The organism is Paenibacillus sp. FSL H8-0259 (assembly GCF_037963255.1).
Taxonomy (GTDB): Bacteria; Bacillota; Bacilli; order Paenibacillales; family Paenibacillaceae; genus Paenibacillus_AQ; species Paenibacillus_AQ phytohabitans.
In genome coordinates this window covers 4,523,983-4,542,621 of the sequence record NZ_CP150147.1, presented here as the reverse complement: position 1 = coordinate 4,542,621, position 18,639 = coordinate 4,523,983, and the positions used below count along the sequence as shown (strand labels likewise).

The 18,639-nt window shown below is 51.9% G+C and carries 19 protein-coding genes; 16 read left to right on the top strand and 3 right to left on the bottom strand.

Annotated elements, in window-relative coordinates; translation table 11 throughout:
* Positions 1-21 precede the first annotated feature (21 nt).
* The 11 genes from NSU01_RS19185 to NSU01_RS19135 all read left to right on the top strand — a co-directional run bounded on the left by NSU01_RS19185 (position 22) and on the right by NSU01_RS19135 (position 9,932).
* Positions 22-837: a DNA-formamidopyrimidine glycosylase family protein gene (locus tag NSU01_RS19185; RefSeq protein ID WP_076243008.1), complete on the top strand. Its 816-nt coding sequence runs from the start codon at positions 22-24 to the stop codon at positions 835-837.
* Positions 827-1,684, top strand: a complete 858-nt coding sequence (locus NSU01_RS19180) for a deoxyribonuclease IV (protein WP_076243009.1) — start codon at positions 827-829, stop codon at positions 1,682-1,684. Before NSU01_RS19185 ends, NSU01_RS19180 begins: the two co-directional genes overlap by 11 nt.
* Complete coding sequence (locus tag NSU01_RS19175; RefSeq protein WP_305954186.1) at positions 1,684-2,025, top strand: cyclic-phosphate processing receiver domain-containing protein; 342 nt, start codon at positions 1,684-1,686, stop codon at positions 2,023-2,025. The genes NSU01_RS19180 and NSU01_RS19175 overlap by 1 nt, the downstream gene beginning before the upstream one ends.
* On the top strand, positions 2,022-2,345 hold the full coding sequence (locus tag NSU01_RS19170) for a thioredoxin family protein (RefSeq protein ID WP_076243011.1): 324 nt from the start codon (positions 2,022-2,024) through the stop codon (positions 2,343-2,345). Before NSU01_RS19175 ends, NSU01_RS19170 begins: the two co-directional genes overlap by 4 nt.
* The gene (locus NSU01_RS19165; protein ID WP_042137857.1) at positions 2,345-3,127 is read left to right on the top strand and encodes an ATP-binding cassette domain-containing protein; all 783 of its coding nucleotides are present in this window, start codon (positions 2,345-2,347) and stop codon (positions 3,125-3,127) included. The genes NSU01_RS19170 and NSU01_RS19165 overlap by 1 nt, the downstream gene beginning before the upstream one ends.
* Entirely contained in the window at positions 3,124-4,191 is a 1,068-nt protein-coding gene (locus tag NSU01_RS19160; protein ID WP_083705283.1) for an SAM-dependent methyltransferase, read from the top strand. The genes NSU01_RS19165 and NSU01_RS19160 overlap by 4 nt, the downstream gene beginning before the upstream one ends.
* 117 nt (positions 4,192-4,308) lie before the next feature.
* Positions 4,309-5,838: a serine/threonine-protein kinase gene (locus tag NSU01_RS19155; RefSeq protein WP_076243012.1), complete on the top strand. Its 1,530-nt coding sequence runs from the start codon at positions 4,309-4,311 to the stop codon at positions 5,836-5,838.
* 145 nt (positions 5,839-5,983) lie between these two features.
* Positions 5,984-7,540: an ABC-F family ATP-binding cassette domain-containing protein gene (locus NSU01_RS19150; protein WP_042137854.1), complete on the top strand. Its 1,557-nt coding sequence runs from the start codon at positions 5,984-5,986 to the stop codon at positions 7,538-7,540.
* Positions 7,541-7,654: 114 nt separating this feature from the next.
* Positions 7,655-8,725, top strand: coding sequence for a ThiF family adenylyltransferase (locus NSU01_RS19145; protein ID WP_076243013.1), 1,071 nt, complete (start codon positions 7,655-7,657; stop codon positions 8,723-8,725).
* Between the two features lie 16 nt (positions 8,726-8,741).
* Positions 8,742-9,044, top strand: a complete 303-nt coding sequence (locus tag NSU01_RS19140; protein ID WP_076243014.1) for a Dabb family protein — start codon at positions 8,742-8,744, stop codon at positions 9,042-9,044.
* A 129-nt stretch (positions 9,045-9,173) separates the two neighbouring features.
* Positions 9,174-9,932: a response regulator transcription factor gene (locus NSU01_RS19135; protein ID WP_083705285.1), complete on the top strand. Its 759-nt coding sequence runs from the start codon at positions 9,174-9,176 to the stop codon at positions 9,930-9,932.
* A 110-nt stretch (positions 9,933-10,042) separates the two neighbouring features.
* Here the strand turns inward: NSU01_RS19135 and NSU01_RS19130 are convergent, their stop codons facing one another.
* Both NSU01_RS19130 and NSU01_RS19125 read right to left on the bottom strand, forming a co-directional pair.
* Entirely contained in the window at positions 10,043-10,582 is a 540-nt protein-coding gene (locus NSU01_RS19130) for a C40 family peptidase (RefSeq protein WP_042137848.1), read from the bottom strand.
* Positions 10,583-10,863: 281 nt separating this feature from the next.
* Positions 10,864-11,505: a thiamine diphosphokinase gene (locus NSU01_RS19125; protein ID WP_076243015.1), complete on the bottom strand. Its 642-nt coding sequence runs from the start codon at positions 11,503-11,505 to the stop codon at positions 10,864-10,866.
* Positions 11,506-11,673: 168 nt separating this feature from the next.
* Between NSU01_RS19125 and NSU01_RS19120 the strand changes: the two genes are divergently transcribed.
* Positions 11,674-12,147 carry a low molecular weight protein-tyrosine-phosphatase gene (locus NSU01_RS19120; RefSeq protein WP_076243178.1) on the top strand — a complete coding sequence of 158 codons (474 nt, stop codon included), beginning with the start codon at positions 11,674-11,676 and terminating at the stop codon, positions 12,145-12,147.
* A gap of 135 nt (positions 12,148-12,282) precedes the next feature.
* Here the strand turns inward: NSU01_RS19120 and NSU01_RS19115 are convergent, their stop codons facing one another.
* Positions 12,283-13,014, bottom strand: a complete 732-nt coding sequence (locus NSU01_RS19115; protein WP_076243016.1) for an alpha/beta hydrolase-fold protein — start codon at positions 13,012-13,014, stop codon at positions 12,283-12,285.
* Positions 13,015-13,280: 266 nt separating this feature from the next.
* Here NSU01_RS19115 and pdhA point away from each other — a divergent pair, with 266 nt between their 5' ends.
* From pdhA to lpdA, 4 genes are all read left to right on the top strand, one after another.
* On the top strand, positions 13,281-14,348 hold the full coding sequence (gene pdhA / locus NSU01_RS19110; protein WP_039299153.1) for a pyruvate dehydrogenase (acetyl-transferring) E1 component subunit alpha: 1,068 nt from the start codon (positions 13,281-13,283) through the stop codon (positions 14,346-14,348).
* Positions 14,349-14,363: 15 nt separating this feature from the next.
* A complete protein-coding gene (locus NSU01_RS19105; RefSeq protein ID WP_042137842.1) occupies positions 14,364-15,341 on the top strand; it encodes an alpha-ketoacid dehydrogenase subunit beta in 978 nt (325 codons plus the stop codon).
* A gap of 108 nt (positions 15,342-15,449) precedes the next feature.
* Positions 15,450-17,102, top strand: a complete 1,653-nt coding sequence (locus NSU01_RS19100) for a 2-oxo acid dehydrogenase subunit E2 (protein WP_076243017.1) — start codon at positions 15,450-15,452, stop codon at positions 17,100-17,102.
* Positions 17,103-17,105: 3 nt separating this feature from the next.
* On the top strand, positions 17,106-18,518 hold the full coding sequence (lpdA, locus tag NSU01_RS19095; protein WP_039299144.1) for a dihydrolipoyl dehydrogenase: 1,413 nt from the start codon (positions 17,106-17,108) through the stop codon (positions 18,516-18,518).
* Positions 18,519-18,639 lie beyond the last annotated feature (121 nt).

Here is an 18,639-nt window from a genome sequence, read left to right as displayed (position 1 = left end):
CCTGGAAGGGAAGATGACAATATGCCGGAATTGCCGGAAATGGAGAATTACAGAAAGCTGCTGAGCCAGCATTTAATAAATGTTCCAATTACGGGGGTAACCGTTAACAGAGAAAAAACAATCAATATGGAGACCGCGGATTTCGTGAACGGTCTGGTTGGGGCGCGTGTTGTGTTCGTAGAGCGCCGTGCCAAGCATATCCTTTTCCATCTGCATGACGGCAGAAGACTGCTGCTTCATCTGATGCTGGGCGGACTTTTATTCTATGGGACAGAGGAAGAGCGTCCGGACCGGACTACTCAGGTTGAACTGGCTTTTGGAGAGCATATCCTTTATTTCATGGGCCTGCGCCTGGGGTATCTGCATCTCCTGTCTGTTAAGGAAAGTGAAGCGGCAATGGGTAAGCTTGGACCGGAGCTGCTGGACCGGAGGATGACGGCTGAACGCTTCGCCGCTCTGCTCAAAGGACGCCGCGGTGCGCTGAAGAGTCTGCTGGTCAACCAGCATGTTATGGCTGGAATCGGCAATTGTTATGCCGACGAGATTGCCTTTGAAGCAAGACTTCTGCCGTCTACGCTCGTTCAGAATCTGTCACCGGAGGCAGTAACCCGGCTATATGACAGTGTGCGCAAGGTACTGACGGAGGCAACCGAGATTGGCGGTTATATGGAAATGCCGTTCATGACCGGAGATACGGTTACCGGTTCTTACAACGATGCTTGTAAAGTGTATGACCGCGGCGGCGAACCCTGCCTGCGCGGCGGGGGAACGATTATCAAGACAGAGCAGTCCGGACGCAAGGTATTTTATTGCCCGGATTGTCAGCATGACGCTTAATCCCGGTATAGGGGCACATGTCAGCATACGCGGCGGATACGGGCAGGCTGCCAGGTCCGCCAGGGAGAGCGGCGCGTCATGTTTCCAATATTTCCCGAAGAATCCGCGCAGTCTGAAGCTTAAGCCGGTTGACTACCGGGATGCCCGCAGCTGTGCCAGTTATTGCCGGGAACAGGGGATGGTCTCCATAGCCCATACCCCTTATCCGACTAATCTGGCTGCAGATTCCGCAGGCAGAGCCGTTATGGCTGCTTCGCTGCGCAATGATCTGGAGATCGCCGAGGCTTGCGGATCCCTGGGCATTGTGGTGCATTTTGGCCATTTTGCCGGAATGGAGCCATTACAAGGCTATCAAAATATTATACAATGTATAAATGACACCCTGTCAGGATGGGAAGGCCAGACAAAGCTGCTGATTGAGAACATGGCAGGCAATCACGGCCATGAAGGCATGACACTGGAAGAGCTGGTTAAAGTCCGTGAACTGAGCCGCTATCCGGAGAAAATCGGCTTCTGCTTCGATACCTGTCATGCCTTTGCATCAGGGATTTGGAATCCGCAGCATACGGATGAGCTGCTGCAGAGGGGGGAAGCACTTGGTTACTGGCCGCATCTTGCTGCCGTACATCTGAACGACTCCCAGTTCCCCTACGGCTCGAGGCGGGACAGACATGCTCAGATCGGGCAAGGCCATATTGGAGTTAAGGCGCTGAGAGAACTGCTGACTTCTGCTCCTCTGCGCAAGGTGGCAGCGATTGCGATGGAAACGGAAAAAGGGCCTGACGGCACTCACAGGGCGGAAATTGCTGTAGTCAGGCATTGGTTTGAAGCGGAGGATGAATCGTGATGAATATATATATGGACGATATGAGAAGACGGCCTTCCGGTTTTGCGCTGGCCAGAACCACCGGAGAGTGTCTGCTGATGCTGCGCAGCGGCCCGGTTGATATTCTGTCGCTTGATTATGATATGGGCCCGGACGATTTCTGCGGCGGTGAAGTGGTCAAAAGGATGGTGCTCGAAGGATTATTCCCGCGGGAAATCTATCTGCACACCTCCAGCCTTGAGGCGCGCAAGGAAATGTACGAAATCTTGTATCCGGCCGTGCCTGCCGGCACACAGCTGCACAATGGCCCGCTTGGGCTGGAGAGGCTGCAGGAAATTGCTGCAGGAGCGGCGGCTGGATGAAGGATATGAATCAGGAAGAGCTGATGGAGCTGCTCGGAAGGCCGGGAGAACCTCTTGCAGTGTTCTTGTATACCCCGCTGTGCGGGACCTGCAAGGCCGCACGTCGTATGCTGGAGGTTGCGCAGCATCTGCTGCCGCCCGGACTTCTGATTGCTGAGGGCAACGTAAATATGCTGCCCGGACTTATTAATACGTACCGTATATCCAGTGTGCCTGCACTGATGGTAGTGCCGGCGGACCGCCGCGCTGAACCGGAAATCTTTTATTCAATGGGCTCGGTAGAACGGGTACTGGATTACATAAGGAGAGTGACCTTATAATGATATCTTTACAACATCTTTCCCTGCGCAGGGAACAAAGCCTGATTCTTGATGATGTATCTCTGGAAATGAAGCAAGGCGAGAACTGGGTAATTCTCGGGCGTAACGGCTCCGGTAAAACCACCTTGCTGGAAATGATGACCGGTTACCTGTTTCCAAGCAAGGGTTCCGTTGAAGTGCTGGGCTACAAATTCGGCCAGTGTGATGTACGTGAGGTGCGCAAGGAAATCGGCTATATTGGTCCGTCCCTGATGGAAAAGCTCTCGCTCAGCGATCCCGTATGGGAAGTCGTCGCAACTGGCGCTTATGCCTACTTGCGCTTCTATCAGGCAATCCCGCAAAGTGTGCAGGATCAGGCGCTGAAGCTGCTGGAGGATATGAATCTCAGCGAACTGGCGTACCATCCTTTTGGTACCCTGTCCCAGGGGGAACGCAAGAAAGCGATGCTGGCACGCTGCCTGATAGCCGAGCCCAAGCTGCTGATCATGGACGAGCCTTGCGCCGGCCTTGATCTCTACGAGCGTGAGAAGATGCTGGCCGAGATCGACAAGCTGAAGCAGCGCAATGTTGCTGTAGTGTATGTAACGCATCATGTAGAGGAGATTGTACCTCTCTTCACCCATGTAGCGCTGATCCGTGACGGGAAGCTGGCGGGAGCCGGCCCCAAGGAAGAAGTGCTGACTAGGGAAATGCTGATGGACACTTTCGATATACCTGTTGATGTTGAATGGGATAGCGGCCGTCCCTGGATAAAAATAAGACCTGGAGGCACATCGATTTGAATGATTTTACGCAAGAACCCCTCGAGCCAAATCTGGCTCCTGATGAGAAAATAATTTCAAGATACATCTGCACCGCGAATCACGGCTTTGCTCCCTATGCACAAGAGGAGCTGCGCCGCCTGTTCGGAGCAGTGAAAAGTACTTTGCTGCTGCCGGGTGAAGTGTTCCTGGCAACGCTGGAGGCAGAGCCTGAAGAGGTATCGCGGATGCTGGCACAGAACCTGCCGATCTTCCTGCGCCATATCCAGCCGGTGCAGTTCCAGGACACAGGCGATATGTCTGCTATGGACAGGCTGGCCGTATACTTAAGCCGGCGGACAGAGCTGGAGGGTGAGAAGGTCTCGCTGCATGTCCGCAAGGGCAGCACGTCCTTCTGGGAAGACAGCCCGGGAGAGCTGCGGGAGTGGCTGCAGGGCCGGCTTGACAGTCTGGGTGCAGAATTCACCGTACAGAAGCCGGCATGGGTGGTGTCCGTATATGCAGATGGAGAAGCCCTGTATGCCGGTGTATCCCGGCCGGAAGAGAATCTCTCCAGCTGGAACGGCGGGATGATCCGCTTCCGCAAGGAGGACGGGCAGATCTCACGGGCTAAATTCAAGCTGATGGAGGCGGAGAAGGAATTCGCCATTCCGTTCTACAGCTTCAAGAATGCGGTGGATATCGGCGCTTCCCCGGGCGGCTGGACCTCGTTCCTGCTGGAACGCGGCCTTAAGGTAACCGCTGTGGATCCGGCCCTGATGCATGAATCGCTGCGTAATTATCCCGGACTCAAGATTCTGCGTAAAAATGCCGGGGAGGTCAAATTCCGCGAGAATGAATTTGATCTGCTGGTCTGCGATATGAGCTGGAGTCCCAAGCTGATGGCGAAGCTGGTTACCGGACTGCTCCATAGTCTGACCCCGGGCGGTACAGCCATTGTCACGGTGAAGCTGATGCATAAGAAGCCGCTGGCGATGATCAAAGAGATTATTGCCATGTTCGAAGGTGAACGGATGCAGATTCAGCGTGCGAAGCAGCTGTTCCACAACCGCGATGAAATTACACTTTATATGATTAAATATTAATTAGGTTCATGGATAAAGGGAAAGCATCCCGCTATCTGCACCGCCGGCTTCATGCCGGTACCAGGTGCTGACGGCGGATGCTTTCCCTTTTTTGTGTGACAATAAGGAGGAAAAAAGATGAATGTAGCGGGCAAGCTGACAACCGGACAAATCCTTGGAGGACGTTACAGTATTACCGGACTTATCGGTGCAGGAGGAATGAGCCGTGTATATCTGGCAGAGGATTTGCGGCTGCCGGGAAAGATATGGGCGGTAAAGGAAAGTGTGATACTGGAAGGGGGCGGGCATCGAATTGGAGCCATCCAGGCAGAAGCAGAGCTGCTGATCTCACTGAATCATCCTAAGCTGCCCAGGGTTGGCGATTTCTTCCCGCCGGACCATGACGGCTATAGTTATCTGGTGATGGATTACATTGAAGGGGTAACCCTGCATCAATCCATGATTGAGCATCCGGCAGCCCTTACGGGAGGGCGGATTATCAGCTATGCCAGGCAGCTGCTGGAGGTCCTGCAATACCTGCACAGTCATCATCCGCCGATCGTATACCGTGACCTGAAGCCCTCCAATATTATGCTGACCGGGCCTCATGAGCTGCGGCTAATTGATTTCGGTATTGCGCGTAAGCTGAGAACCGGATCTGATGAAGACACGGAGAAGCTGGGAACCGCCGGCTTCGCTGCCCCGGAGCAATATGGCAGTGCACAGAGCAGTCCGCTGTCTGACCTGTACGGGCTGGGTGCGCTGCTGCTGTACATGGCTTCCGGCGGACAATTCAGCAGCTGGCAGCCGGGAATGGAACGGAAGCTGCATGGCAGCATTCCGGACCGGTTGATTCCGGTAATACGGCGCCTACTGCGTCATCATCCGGAGGAGCGGTACGGCAGTGCCCAGGAGGTGCTGTCAGCGCTTGAACCGATTGAAGCCGAAGCCGCAGCGCTGACAGCGCCGGAGCATAAGCCGGATTTACAGGCCGCTTCTGTTAGGCTGCAGTCCCGGCAGACCTTAGTAGTGGCTGTGCTGGGCGTAGCTCCGGGACTGGGGACAACGCATACTTCACTGGCTGTGAGCCATTATTTGTCGCAGACTGGCCACACCGCCTGGGTGGAATGCGCTCCTGAAGCGCAAGTATTTAATCGCATTAAAGGAATGGCAGAAGTGCCTGAAAGAAGTGCCAGCCATGGTGTAGTGCTGCCGGAGCATCCCTTTACCTGGAGCAACGTAGATTTCTGGAAGCTTGCGCCTGCTGACGGACTACCTCAGCGGACGGGGAAGTCGTATTCCTTCGTGGTTCTGGATCTGGGGACAGGCGGTTACGAAGGGGCGCTGCCCGCCTTCACGGCCAGCGGCAGGCCGGTGCTGGTGGCCTCCGGGGCGGATTGGCGACTGGAGGATACGCTGCACTGGCTGCGCCGCAGCGGTCTCACCCCTCAGCCGGACTGGCGGATCTGTCTGCCGCTGGCCGGCGGTTCAGCAGCAGCGCTTCTGGCTTCTGCTTTGGGACAGGCCAAGGTGTGCAGCCTGCCGCTTCAGCAGGACCCTTTTCAGCCGAAAGGGAAGCTGGGTCAAGCGGTTGGAGAGATGCTTGGACTGGGAACGGACAAACGATTTTCTGCAAAAAACAGTGGAATATTTCAGAAAAAACGTTGAAATCACTACTTTTTCTGCGAGTTTTTCAGGAATTAGGCTTATTTTCTATTTCGGCGCAGGACATAGGTGTGCTAGAATGGAGTGATGTATGTGCTTAACCCGTTTCGTAATATTTATAATATAGACAGGAGCTTGCGGAGAATTTATGAGTTTACTTACTGTAGAAGACGTTTCCCACAACTTTGGGGACCGGGTATTGTTCAAGGATGTATCTTTCCGCCTGCTGGATGGAGAGCATGTAGGAATTGTTGGAGCTAACGGCGTGGGTAAGTCGACGCTGATGAATATTTTGACCGGTAAATTGTTGAAGGACAGCGGCAAATTAGAGTGGACTCCGCGTGTCCGTTACGGCTATCTCGATCAGCACACCCAGCTTACGGCAGGCAAAACGGTACGCGATGTGCTTAAAGATGCCTTCCTGCCGCTGCTGGAGCTGGAGGCTGAAATGCTGGCCATTACTGATAAAATGGGCGACGCCACTCCCGAAGAGCTGGAAACGCTGCTGGATCAGATGGGCACGATTCAGGAACAGCTGGACATCGGCGACTTTTATATGATTGATGTGAAGGTGGAGGATATGGCGGGCGGCCTCGGCCTGTCGGCAATCGGTCTGGACCGGGACGTAACCAGCCTGAGCGGGGGGCAGCGGACCAAGGTTCTGCTGGCGAAGCTGCTGCTGGAGAAACCGAATGTGCTGCTGCTCGATGAGCCTACGAACTATCTCGATGTGGAGCATATTGACTGGCTGACCAATTATCTGAAAAATTATCCGTATGCCTTCATGCTGATCTCCCATGATACGGAATTTATGAATAAAATCGTAGATGTGATCTATCATCTGGAGTTCTCGAAGCTGACCCGCTATACGGCAAACTACGAGAAATTCCTGGAAATGGCGGGGATGAACAAAGCCCAGCACATTGATGCGTATGAGAAGCAGCAGGATTTCATCAAAAAGCAGGAAGACTTCATCCAGCGCAATAAAGCGCGGGCTTCCACATCGGGCCGGGCCAAGAGCCGCGAGAAGCAGCTTGGGCGTCTGGAACGGATTGACCGTCCGGAAGAGGCGATGAAGCCGACCTTCCAGTTCAAAGAGAGCCGGGCCAGCGGGAAGACCGTGTTCGAAGGCGTTGACTTCGAGATTGGTTATGATCGTCCGCTGCTGCCAAGCAAGCTGAATATGATGATTGAACGCGGAGAGAAGATTGCTATTGTCGGGTACAATGGTGTCGGCAAATCCACGCTGCTCAAAACGATTCTAGGCGTAATCCCGACCTACAGCGGCAAAACCTATCTGGGGGATTACCTGAGTTCAGCGTATTTCCAGCAGGAAATGAAGGCGGAGAATATTACCCCGATTGAAGATGTATGGAATGAATTCTCAAGTCTCACCCAGAATGAAGTACGTGGCCATCTGGCACGCTGCGGGCTGAAGAATGAACATATTACCCGTCCGCTTAGCATGCTGAGTGGTGGCGAGCAGGCCAAAGTACGTCTGTGTAAGCTGCTGATGCGTGAGAGCAACTGGATTCTGTTCGATGAGCCTACGAATCACCTTGATATTGTTGCCAAGGCAGAGCTCAAACGGGCGCTGCAGGAATACAAAGGGACGATTCTGCTTGTCTCCCATGAACCGGAATTCTACGAGGATTGGGTAACGAAGGTATGGAATGTGGAGCAGTGGTCTGCTCAGACTGTATAGATGAATTACAACGTCCGGGGAGGAGCGCTGCAAGGCGCTGTTTCCCGGATTTTCATAATATAGAGTGATAAATGGAATAAACATTTTCTATTGGATAAAGGGGGCTGTTCAGGAATGGGTCCTAATGACAATGACAAACTGGCTCCGGCATCAGCGGCGGGACGGGACGGAAGGTATTCTAGACAGGTCCGCTTTACTCCGTTCGGGGCTGCGGGGCAGCAGGGACTGGCGCGTTCAAGTGTGCTGATAGTAGGAATGGGCGCATTGGGTACAGGGATTGCCGAGACTTTGGCGCGCTGCGGGGTAGGCCGGCTCATCCTTGTGGACCGCGATTATGTAGAGTGGAGCAATCTGCAGCGTCAGCAACTGTATACGGAAGAGGATGCCCGTCTGAGGATGCCCAAAGCGGCTGCGGCCAAATCCAGACTCATGGAGATTAACTCGGAAATCGTGCTTGAAGCCCATGTACTGGATGTGCGTGCAGAGGAGATGGAGAGCCTGCTTCCGGGGGTGGATCTGATTATGGACGGGACGGATAACTTCGACACCCGGCTGATCATGAATGACCTGGCGCAAAAACACGGCATTCCCTGGATCTATGGCGCCTGTGTCGGAAGCTACGGAATTACATACACCATCCTGCCGGGTGAAACGCCCTGTCTGAATTGTCTGCTGGGTACTATCCCGCTGGGCGGGGATACCTGTGATACGGCCGGCATTCTGCCGCAAGCTGTACAGATGGTTACGGCGAATGGAACGGCTGAGGCGCTGAAGCTGCTCGGCGGGTACAAAGAGAAGCTGCGCGGCAAGCTGCTGACATTCGATGTCTGGCAGAGCGAGCAGCAGGAGATTGGCGTCAAGGCGGCGAAAAAGGTAGACTGTCCATCCTGCGGTGACCGTCCGGTCTATCCGTATCTGTCTGCAGCTAACACAGAACGCAGCGATGTGCTCTGCGGCCGGGATACGGTGCAGATCCGCCCGGCGCAGCGCCGGAGCCTCAATCTGCAGGAGACTGCCGCCCGCCTCTCCAGGCTGAATAGCGGCAAGGTAGAGAGCAATCCGTACCTGGTCTCCTTTACAGAGGAGCCTTACCGTATGGTTGTGTTTGCCGACGGGAGGGCATTGATTCATGGAACCAGTGATATTGCTGCGGCACGCAGCTTCTATCACCGGTATTTCGGGTAACGAAGGGGAGGATAAGATGAAGAACGGAACAATCAGGCATATGGCTATTTTTACATTGAAGCATGCCCCGGACTCTGCGGAGACTGCTGCCTTCCTGCGGGACGGAGCGGAGATCCTCAGCGCCATTCCGGTAGTGAAGAATTTCGAGGTGCTGCGCCAGGTCAGTGTGAAATGTGATTTCCGGTATGGCTTCTCGATGGAGTTCGAAGATCAGGCGGCTTATGATGCCTATAATAGCCATCCCGAGCATCAGGCATTTGTTGCAAAACGCTGGGAGGTAGAGGTAGCCGATTTCCAGGAGATTGACTTCGTGACTTAATCGTCCGTAGCCTAAGCAAAGTAAAGTAAAGAGACCATTCCCTGGAATGGTCTCTTTACTTTACGGGAACTCTAAGCTTCATCTGCGCCGGTACAGCCGGTACAAAGGTGGAAGGTGGGGGACTTCATTGTGAATGAAATCATTGCCTGGTATGCGCCCGGTCCGGCGCCGGAGGTGCGGGAATCTGAGGCGGAATGCAAGAAACGGGAAGAGGGGCGTGCGGAGCTTGAAGCCGCAATCCGTGAGCTGGGTATGAAGACAGCAACAAGCGAAGATGTAGAGGATCTTCGCTTGCTGCTGTCTGGTCAAGAACCAGTGCTGCTGCTCGCAGAGCTGGGTGAACCCGCAGGCTGGTCAGGCTGGAGGGTAGTGTCAGAAATGCGGGAAGGGGGGATGGTTCTGCCGGTGATGGTGATATCCGGAGGGGATGAAGAGGCGCGTGGCCCGGCAGCTGTATCAGCTTTTGATGCAGGGGGCAATGAATATATGGCGAGGCCTGTACATACCGGTGAGTTCAAATGCAGGGTGCTCAATTTATTGAAGCTTACCGGACGCCGCAGAGGAGCGGCTTCGCTGCTTAAGGTGGATGGCTTATTGCTCGATCCCAGCCGCCGGCAGGTCAGCCGGGACGGAATAGAGCTGAAGATGACCCCCAAGGAATTCGACCTATTGTACTATCTTGCCGTTAATCTGGGTGAAATCTGTCCCAGAAACGAGATTTTACAGCAGGTATGGGGGTATCACTTTCACGCTGACACTAATGTGGTGGATGTCTACATCCGGCATATCCGTATGAAGATAGACAAGGGCCACCGGAATAAACTGATACATACGGTACGAGGAACCGGATATGTACTGCGGGCGCCGGAGAGCGGTGTCACAGGTTAGGGAATACTTAACTGACTCTCCGGCTTTTTTGAGAACCGTGCTATGGACTTGCAACAAATCGTGAATGAAGCACGTTTAATATTTAATAAGAGAGAGCTGATCAGATGCGTTTACAGTACGCGGCGTGCTTTCAGGTAGGTTTTTTTCCAGTTGCCCGAATTCAGATCTGAAAGCGTTACTCCAGGTGAACCGTAGGTGTGGAGAATCTTGCCATTGCCTGCATAGACTGCTACATGCGTTACATTCTTGCCTGTTGCCCGGCTTCCGCTGGAGAAGAACACCAAATCGCCGACGCGCAGATTGGCCTTGCTCACGGATGATCCGACTTTAGATTGGGCTACGGAAGTACGCGGCAGGTTAACGCCATATTTCTTGAAAATATATTTCGTGAATGAAGAGCAGTCAAAGTATCTTGTAGTAGAAGTGGATGCACCGAACTGGTAGCGCGTACCCAGATATTTTTTGCCGAAGCTGACAATACTTGAGCCGGTTGAAGATGCGGAAACGGATTCTGCTGTGACAGCGGAAGAGGATACGGATGCGGCAGCAGCAGGGGCTGTGCCTGCTCCGGTAGCCATTAGGGTGCCGAGCCCGATTGTTGTGCACATTCCAATAGCAATTGCTTGCTTAAACCATTGTTGCTTATTCATGTAGTAATACCTCCCAGGTTTGTGTTTATCTTTCTAGTTTCTTTCTCTGATTCGTAGTATAGCAGGTTATCTATTTCCTAAATTATGGAGCAGAGGCTTCAAATGCAGGCTGGGTCTACGTTGTAAGCGTTTTATTAAAATCTCATTAAAAGTTACAAAATATTAATATTTAGCTTGAACAGGCATAGAAAAAAGCCGGGAAACCCTTACTGTGTAAGGAGATTCCCGGCTTTACATTTTTGAAACAAAGGTTACAGTGATGTCTCTAAAAACCTATGTAATCAGTCTTTACTCTGGATAATCAGCAGAAGTCCGCTCTCAATAGTAACCGTTCCGCTAGCGGCAAGCAGCACATTACTTACGGCCAGAGACTGGCCCAGCTTAAGGGTGGCATTCTCCAGCGGATATTGAAAACCCTGCAGCGTAATTCCTGTAACCTCCGGTGTCAAAGGCAGCAGAGAGACATAGGTATACCCGCGTTCCTCGACTACAGCATGCGAGCCGGTCAGCGTAATATAGTTATTCGCATCCATGATAGAACAGGCGACCTGACGCTGCAGTGCCCGGGTCATCATCTGGATACTGGCCAGTGTATGGTCCATACGGGTTCCGGTTACACCCATAAGGAGAATGGACTCAGGCTGTGTATTCAGGGCAAGATCCAGCGCCATTTCACTGTCCGTCAGGTCCTTGTTGACCGGATCACAGCTGATGGTTTCCTTGCTTCCCGCCTGTATCAGCAGCAGCGCTTCGGGGGAGACGGAATCGAAATCTCCGACGGCAATATCAGGTGTGTATCCGTGATCAATCAGGAAAAGTGCCCCCCGGTCCGCTCCGATAATAAAATCCTCTTCATCTAATAGGTGCAAACCATCCGGTGATAGCTCACCGCCTGCAAATATGACAACACGCCCAGATGGCAATGTGATCCCCTCCTTGTTGTGGCTATTAAGTTAGTCACCCTGAACAGTATAATGCAGTTTGAAAAGTTGTACAATTGCTGCCATAACGCTAAAATGAAGTCAGATGCATTTCGCCGCAAGACTTATCCGCGGATTGGAAGGCATAAATGGTCACGGGGGGTGAGAGAGATCGTAAACGTGTTATTCGTATGTCTGGGCAATATTTGCCGTTCGCCGATGGCTGAAGCAGTTCTGCGCCACAAAATAGAGCAGCGGCAATTGTCCAGTCAAATCACTGTGGATTCAGCCGGAACCGGAGACTGGCATATCGGCAAGATGCCGCATGAGGGCACAAGAGGGATTCTGGATTTGCATGGAATCAGCTATGAGCACATGACAGCCCGGCTGGTGAGCGGCGAAGATTTTGAGAAGTTTCAATATATAATCTGCATGGACAAGTCCAATGGGGACAATGTTCGCAAAATTCCCGGAGGCGAGAAGTCGGAGCTGTTATTCTTCATGGAACTGCTGCCGGACGAGGAGCTTCGTGAAGTGCCGGACCCGTATTTTACCGGAAATTTTGAGCAGGTATATGATCTGGTGAATGCCGGCTGTGAAGTGCTGCTGGAACGTATTATTACCGAGAATCTGGAGCAGGCATAGATCCGCAGCATGACCGGTTGCCGTCCTTACATTTAAGGACGGGCACCGTATGCCCGCCCTGTACTGAAAGCGCACTCACCTGCACAACGTACATAAGTTCGGAAGATGTTCACTTTTTAGGCCTTAAAGGCTGTTTCAGCGGTTGAAGAAATAGAGTAATGATTCCGGTAGCTCTTTTTGCCAGAATCCCCAGAGATGGCGGCCGTCCTTCTCACGGTAGGATACGGTGGCTCCCCTTGACTCCAGCATCGCTTTGGTTTCCCTGTTCATTTCTACGAAATCGTAGATTCCGGTATCAGTCTTGTAGTCTCGCTCCTGCAGACCGACGACCATATTGATCTGAAGCCAGGAGAGATCAGCTTCCTGTTCCAGCTGCTGGCGGGTTTCGGGGTAATAGGCGCCGGAGAGGCTGAGCACACGGTTGAATAAGGCGGGATAAGCCAGGGCAAGATGCAGGGAGACACTGCCGCCCAGGGAATCGCCGGCGATGATTCGTTCTTCCGGCGTACGCCGTACAGGATAATTATGTTCAATGAAGGGAATGATCTCTTCGGCGAAGCATGCAAGGTACTGCTTAAAGCGGCTGCCAAACGGAGCGTATTCTTCGGTGCGGACAGCTACGTTCACTTCGACACCCACTATAATGAAGGGATCCACATCCTGCTCCAGAATCAGCTGCCCGGCAAGCGTGGCGATCCGGCCGAAGTTGAAGAATTCTTCCCCGTCCTGGCAGTAGACCACCGGGTAACTGAGGACTTCGTTATAGCCGGGAGGAAGATAAATGCGCAGCTTGCGTTCCTCCTGCAGATGCTCGCTCCACAGTGTTTGTTTCACTATTGTACGTTTCAGAAAAACAGGTTCGCTCATTGTCCAATCGTCACCTTTCGTGTCGGATTTTTGCATTAGACTAAGTGTTACGTTAAAATTACCCAAGCGGCAAATGTGGGATATATCATTTACTTGAATAATATCCTTCTATCTGTTATAGGATATTCCAAAGCCTGTTATACATACAAAATTTATGGAAACATAAATTTTATGCGTATTTCTTTGACGAAACAGCTACAACAGGTGTATAATAATTCTATAACAGAGACCACTGATATTCAAATTTTTTTATTGAGGTGAAGATAATGACTAGAGTTCCTTATGAAGTGTATACAGAGGACGTTGAAGCCCTTTCGGTACTTTCCCCGGATGGAGAAGTTATCAACAAGGAAATGATGCCTGATCTTACCGATGACCAACTGAAAGAAATTATGTACCGTATGGTATTTACCCGTACTTGGGATGACCGTGCCGTCAACCTGGGCCGTCAAGGCCGTCTCGGCTTCTATGCACCGGTATCCGGTCAGGAAGCTACGATGATCGGCAGCGAGTTCGCTTTGCAGAAGGAAGATTTCGTCTGCCCGGGCTACCGCGATATTCCACAGCTGGTATGGCATGGACTTCCATTATATCAGGCTTTCCTGTATTCCCGCGGACATCAGCACGGCGGACAGATTCCTGAAGGCGTAAATGTACTTATGCCGCAGATCATTATCGGGGCACAGATCCTGCATGCTACCGGTATTGCAATGGGATTCAAATTGAAGAAACAAGCTAATGTAGCTATTACTTATACAGGTGACGGCGGTTCATCCGAAGGTGACTTCTATGAAGGCCTTAACTATGCAGGTGTCTTCAAACTTCCTGTAATCTTCTTTGTTCAGAACAACGGCTATGCGATTACAACTCCGTTCGCGAAGCAGACGGCAGCTAAATCGATCGCCCACAAAGCGGTTGCAGCAGGTATTCCGGGAATCAAGATCGATGGTATGGACGTGTTCGCGGTAATCTCCGCTGTTCAGCAGGCTGCTGAACGTGCCCGTAAAGGCGAAGGCGCGACATTGATTGAAGCCGTAACTTACCGTTTCCGTCCGCATTCCCTGTCCGATGACGCCAGTAAATACCGCTCCAAGGAAGAAGAAGGACAATGGAATGAGAAAGATCCGATTGCCCGTCTTGCCAAGTACCTGGAGAAAAAAGGCCTTTGGACCGAAGAAGACACTCTGCGCGTAAGAGAAGAAGCGAAAGCAACTGTGAACGAGCAGATTAAAAAAGCAGAACAGACCGAAAAAATGACCATTCCCGGCTTGATCGACAGCATGTTCGAGGTAACTCCGAAACATCTTGAAGAACAAAAAGCCGATTTTGAATAAGGGGGATATCAGGCAATGGCACAGATGAATATGAAAGAAGCAATTCGTGACGCAATGCGCGTTGAACTGACTCGTGACCCCAATGTTCTTATCTTCGGAGAGGATGTTGGTAATGTAGGCGGCGTGTTCCGTGTAACGGAAGGGCTGCAAAAGGAATTTGGCGAGGAGCGTGTCTTCGATACTCCGCTGGCTGAATCCGCAATCGGAGGTTTGGCTTTCGGTCTCGGCGTACAGGGCTTCCGCCCGATTGCCGAAATCCAGTTCGTAGGCTTCATCTTCGAAGCACTTGATCAAATCGTCATTCAGGCTGCCCGCCTGCGCTGGCGTTCCGGGGGCAGATACAATGCTCCTGTAGTCTTCCGCACTCCATTCGGCGGCGGCGTTAAAGCAGCTGAACTTCATACCGATTCCCTGGAAGGCCTGATTGCCCAGAGCCCGGGTATCAAGGTTGTTATTCCTTCCAATCCATACGATGCCAAGGGACTGCTGATCGCTTCGATCCGCGACAATGACCCTGTATTCTTCATGGAGCACTTGAACCTGTACCATGCTTTCCGTGCAGAAGTGCCTGAAGGTGAATACACCGTTGAATTGGGTAAAGCTAATGTAGTACGCGAAGGAACTGATGTCTCAATCATCACTTACGGCCTGATGGTACATACTGCTACCAAAGCGGCCGATCAGCTCGAAAAAGACGGCATCAAAGCCGAAATTATCGACTTGCGTACGGTTAGCCCGATTGATATCGATACGATTGTCGCTTCTATTAAGAAGACCAACCGTGCCATTGTAGTCCAAGAAGCACAAAAGAGCTCCGGCGTAGCCGCTGAAGTGATTGCTCAAATTAATGAAAAAGCTCTGCTGCATCTTGAAGCTCCTGTGCTTCGTGTAGCTGGCCCTGATACAATCTTCCCGTTCGCACAAATCGAGGATTCCTGGATTCCTACACCGGCGCGTGTCATTGCGGCAGTGAAGAAAGTAATGGAATTCTAAGAGAAATGACCTTGCCGTCCTTGCAAAAGGGCGGCACCCGTTTCTGCAATACATTGTACTGCTTACAAACTTAGCGTATGTAAACATAACTTTTAGGAGGTTATCAAGGTGGCAAAATTTGAGTACCGGTTCCCTGAGCTGGGCGAAGGTCTGCATGAAGGCGAAATTATCAAAATGCATATCAAAGCCGGCGACAAAGTAACCGATGACGATATCGTAATGGAAGTTCAGAATGACAAGGCAGTAGTAGAGGTTCCTTGTCCGGTTAACGGCACAGTGCTTGAAGTCTTCACCAAAGACGGTCAGGTATGCCGCGTAGGTGAAGTAGTTGCAATTATTGATGCAGAAGGCGAAGTTCCTGAACAGGAAGGCGGCCATCCTGCAGAACAGGCTTCCCAGGAAGCAGATGCAGCAAAGGGCGGAGCAGATACAACATCATCTCCGGCAGCCAGCAGCCCTGCAACAGGCGGAACCAGCAACTTTGAATATAAGTTCCCTGAACTCGGCGAAGGTCTGCATGAAGGGGAAATCATCAAGATGCATATCAAGGTCGGCGACAAAATCACCGACGATGATATCATCATGGAAGTACAGAATGATAAGGCTGTAGTTGAAGTTCCTTCTCCTGTCAACGGTACAGTGGTAGAAGTGTTCACCAAAGACGGTCAAGTATGCCGTGTAGGCGAAGTGGTGGCAATCATTGCTGCAGAAGGCGATGTTCCTCAGCAGGAAGGCGGCCATGCAGAAGCGTCTGGTGCGCAGGCAGCAGCTCCTTCTCAGGCTCCGGCAGCAGCGGCGGCAGCTCCGGCTCCTAACCGTGAAGTGCTGGCAACCCCTAGCGTACGCAAATTTGCCCGTGACAAGAGTGTTGACATCTCTCAGGTAAATGGCTCCGGCAAGAACGGCAAGATCACACTTGAAGATGTAGAAGCCTTCCTGAAGGGCGGATCAGCAGCACCTGCGGCATCGGTACCGTCGGCGGCATCTGCACCTGCAGCAGCAACAGAAGCTCCAAAAGCTAAGGCAGCAGCTGCTCCGGCAGCTTCCGGCAATGCAAACCTGGAAGAAGAACGCGTACCATTCAAGGGTATCCGTAAAGCCATTGCCAATGCTATGGTTAAATCGGCATACACAGCACCGCATGTTACCATTATGGACGAAGTGGATGTTACTGAGCTTGTAGCCTTCCGTGCCCGTATGAAACCTGTAGCCGAGAAGAAAGGCGTGAAGGTAACTTACCTTCCGTTCATCGTGAAGGCACTCGTTGCAGCTTCCCGTCAATTCCCTGCGCTTAACGCTATGATTGATGAAGCAACGAACGAAATTGTCTACAAGAAATACTACAACATCGGTATCGCTACAGATACAGACAACGGTCTGATCGTTCCTGTAATCAAAGACGCTGACCGCAAGAGCATCTGGATGATCGCAAGCGCGATTACAGATCTGGCAGTCCGCGGACGCGACGGCAAACTGGCTCCGAATGAAATGAAAGGCAGCACCATCTCGATCAGCAACATCGGTTCCGCAGGCGGCATGTTCTTCACCCCAATTATCAACTTCCCTGAAGTTGCGATTCTGGGTACAGGACGCATCACTGAGAAGCCGGTTGTTAAGAATGGCGAAATCGTCGCAGCTCCGGTTATGGCCCTGTCTCTGAGCTTTGATCACCGTATTATCGATGGTGCAACCGCTCAGAACTTCATGAATTACATTAAGACCCTGCTTGCAAATCCTGATATGTTAGTTATGGAGGTGTAATAAATGGTAGTCGGAGACGCTTCAATCGAAATCGACACATTGGTAATTGGTGCAGGTCCCGGCGGGTATGTGGCGGCAATTCGTGCCGCCCAGCTCGGCCAAAAGGTAATCATTGTAGATAAATCGGAACTCGGCGGCGTGTGCTTGAACCGCGGCTGTATTCCTTCCAAGGCGCTGATCTCTGCAGCTCATCAATTCGAGGCTGCTCAGCACGGCGAAGTATTCGGTGTTACTGCCGAGAACGTCAAAGTGGACTGGGCCAAAACCCAGGAGTTCAAAAATGGCGTTGTCAAAAGAATGACTTCAGGGGTAACCAGCCTGATGAAAGGCAACAAAATTGAAGTATTCAGCGGTGAAGCTATGTTCATCAGCACAAACGAAGCCCGTTTGTTCAATGATCATGAATCCCCGCGCTACAAATTCAATAACTGCATCATCGCAACGGGCTCCCGTCCGATTGAACTGAAGCCTTTCCCGTTCGGCGGACGCATTCTGTCCTCGACTGAAGCACTTGATCTGCCGGAAATTCCGAAGAGCATGATTGTTATCGGCGGCGGCTATATTGGAGCAGAGCTTGGCCAGATGTACTCCAAATTCGGCACCAAAGTAACGATCATTGAAGGTCTGGACACTGTTCTGCCTGGCTTCGACAAAGACATGACCCGTCTGGTTGCCAAGAATATGGCGAAGACCGGTATTGAAATTGTGACTAACGCCAAAGCTGAAAGTGCTGTTCAGAACGACAAGGAAGTAACCGTGAAGTACTCCGTGGGCGGCGAGTCCAAAGAAGTGACTGCCGATTACCTGCTGGTTACTGTAGGACGTCGTCCTAACACTGACGGTGAACTGGGTCTGGATCTGATCGGTGTTGAGCTGGATGAACGCGGTCTGGTCAAAGTCGACCACCAGGGACGCACTAATATTCCTAATATCTTTGCCATCGGCGACATCGTTCCCGGTCTTGCTCTGGCACATAAGGCTTCTTACGAAGGTAAAATTGCTGCTGAAGCCATCTCCGGTCACAAATCGGTTGTTGACTACAAGGTTATGCCTGCAGTAGTGTTCACAGATCCTGAATGCTCCAGCGTAGGTCTGACTGAGAAAGAAGCGAAGGACAAGGGCTATGCTGTGAAGAGCGGCAAATTCCCGTTCGCAGGTAACGGCCGTGCCGTTTCCCTGAATGCTCCTGAAGGCTTCATCAAGATTGTGGCTAAGAGCGACAATAATCAGGTGCTCGGCGCGCAAATCGTCGGTATCGAAGCTTCCAACCTGATTGCTGAGCTGGGTCTGGCTATTGAAATGGGCGCTACGCTTGAAGATATCGCCCTGACGATCCACGCGCATCCAACCCTAGGCGAAATCGTCATGGAAGCGGCTGAGCTGGTAGAAGGACACCCGATTCACGTGATTAAATAATACCCTTACGCCTGCACGGGTAAGATCATAAGAGGATGTTTCCAAAGCCATGTAGAATGGTTAAGGGGACATCCTCTTTTCGATCGGCGGCAGAGGAGAGGGGCCGGTATTTTCTTTTGCC

Coding starts and splice junctions, on each gene's coding strand:
- NSU01_RS19145 (WP_076243013.1), top strand. CDS start 7,655: ATGGGTCCTAATGACAATGACAAACTGGCTCCGGCATCAGCGGCGGGA.
- NSU01_RS19170 (WP_076243011.1), top strand. CDS start 2,022: ATGAAGGATATGAATCAGGAAGAGCTGATGGAGCTGCTCGGAAGGCCG.
- NSU01_RS19185 (WP_076243008.1), top strand. CDS start 22: ATGCCGGAATTGCCGGAAATGGAGAATTACAGAAAGCTGCTGAGCCAG.
- lpdA (WP_039299144.1), top strand. CDS start 17,106: ATGGTAGTCGGAGACGCTTCAATCGAAATCGACACATTGGTAATTGGT.
- pdhA (WP_039299153.1), top strand. CDS start 13,281: ATGACTAGAGTTCCTTATGAAGTGTATACAGAGGACGTTGAAGCCCTT.
- NSU01_RS19165 (WP_042137857.1), top strand. CDS start 2,345: ATGATATCTTTACAACATCTTTCCCTGCGCAGGGAACAAAGCCTGATT.
- NSU01_RS19175 (WP_305954186.1), top strand. CDS start 1,684: ATGAATATATATATGGACGATATGAGAAGACGGCCTTCCGGTTTTGCG.
- NSU01_RS19130 (WP_042137848.1), bottom strand. CDS start 10,582: ATGAATAAGCAACAATGGTTTAAGCAAGCAATTGCTATTGGAATGTGC.
- NSU01_RS19155 (WP_076243012.1), top strand. CDS start 4,309: ATGAATGTAGCGGGCAAGCTGACAACCGGACAAATCCTTGGAGGACGT.
- NSU01_RS19150 (WP_042137854.1), top strand. CDS start 5,984: ATGAGTTTACTTACTGTAGAAGACGTTTCCCACAACTTTGGGGACCGG.
- NSU01_RS19180 (WP_076243009.1), top strand. CDS start 827: ATGACGCTTAATCCCGGTATAGGGGCACATGTCAGCATACGCGGCGGA.
- NSU01_RS19140 (WP_076243014.1), top strand. CDS start 8,742: ATGAAGAACGGAACAATCAGGCATATGGCTATTTTTACATTGAAGCAT.
- NSU01_RS19105 (WP_042137842.1), top strand. CDS start 14,364: ATGGCACAGATGAATATGAAAGAAGCAATTCGTGACGCAATGCGCGTT.
- NSU01_RS19115 (WP_076243016.1), bottom strand. CDS start 13,014: ATGAGCGAACCTGTTTTTCTGAAACGTACAATAGTGAAACAAACACTG.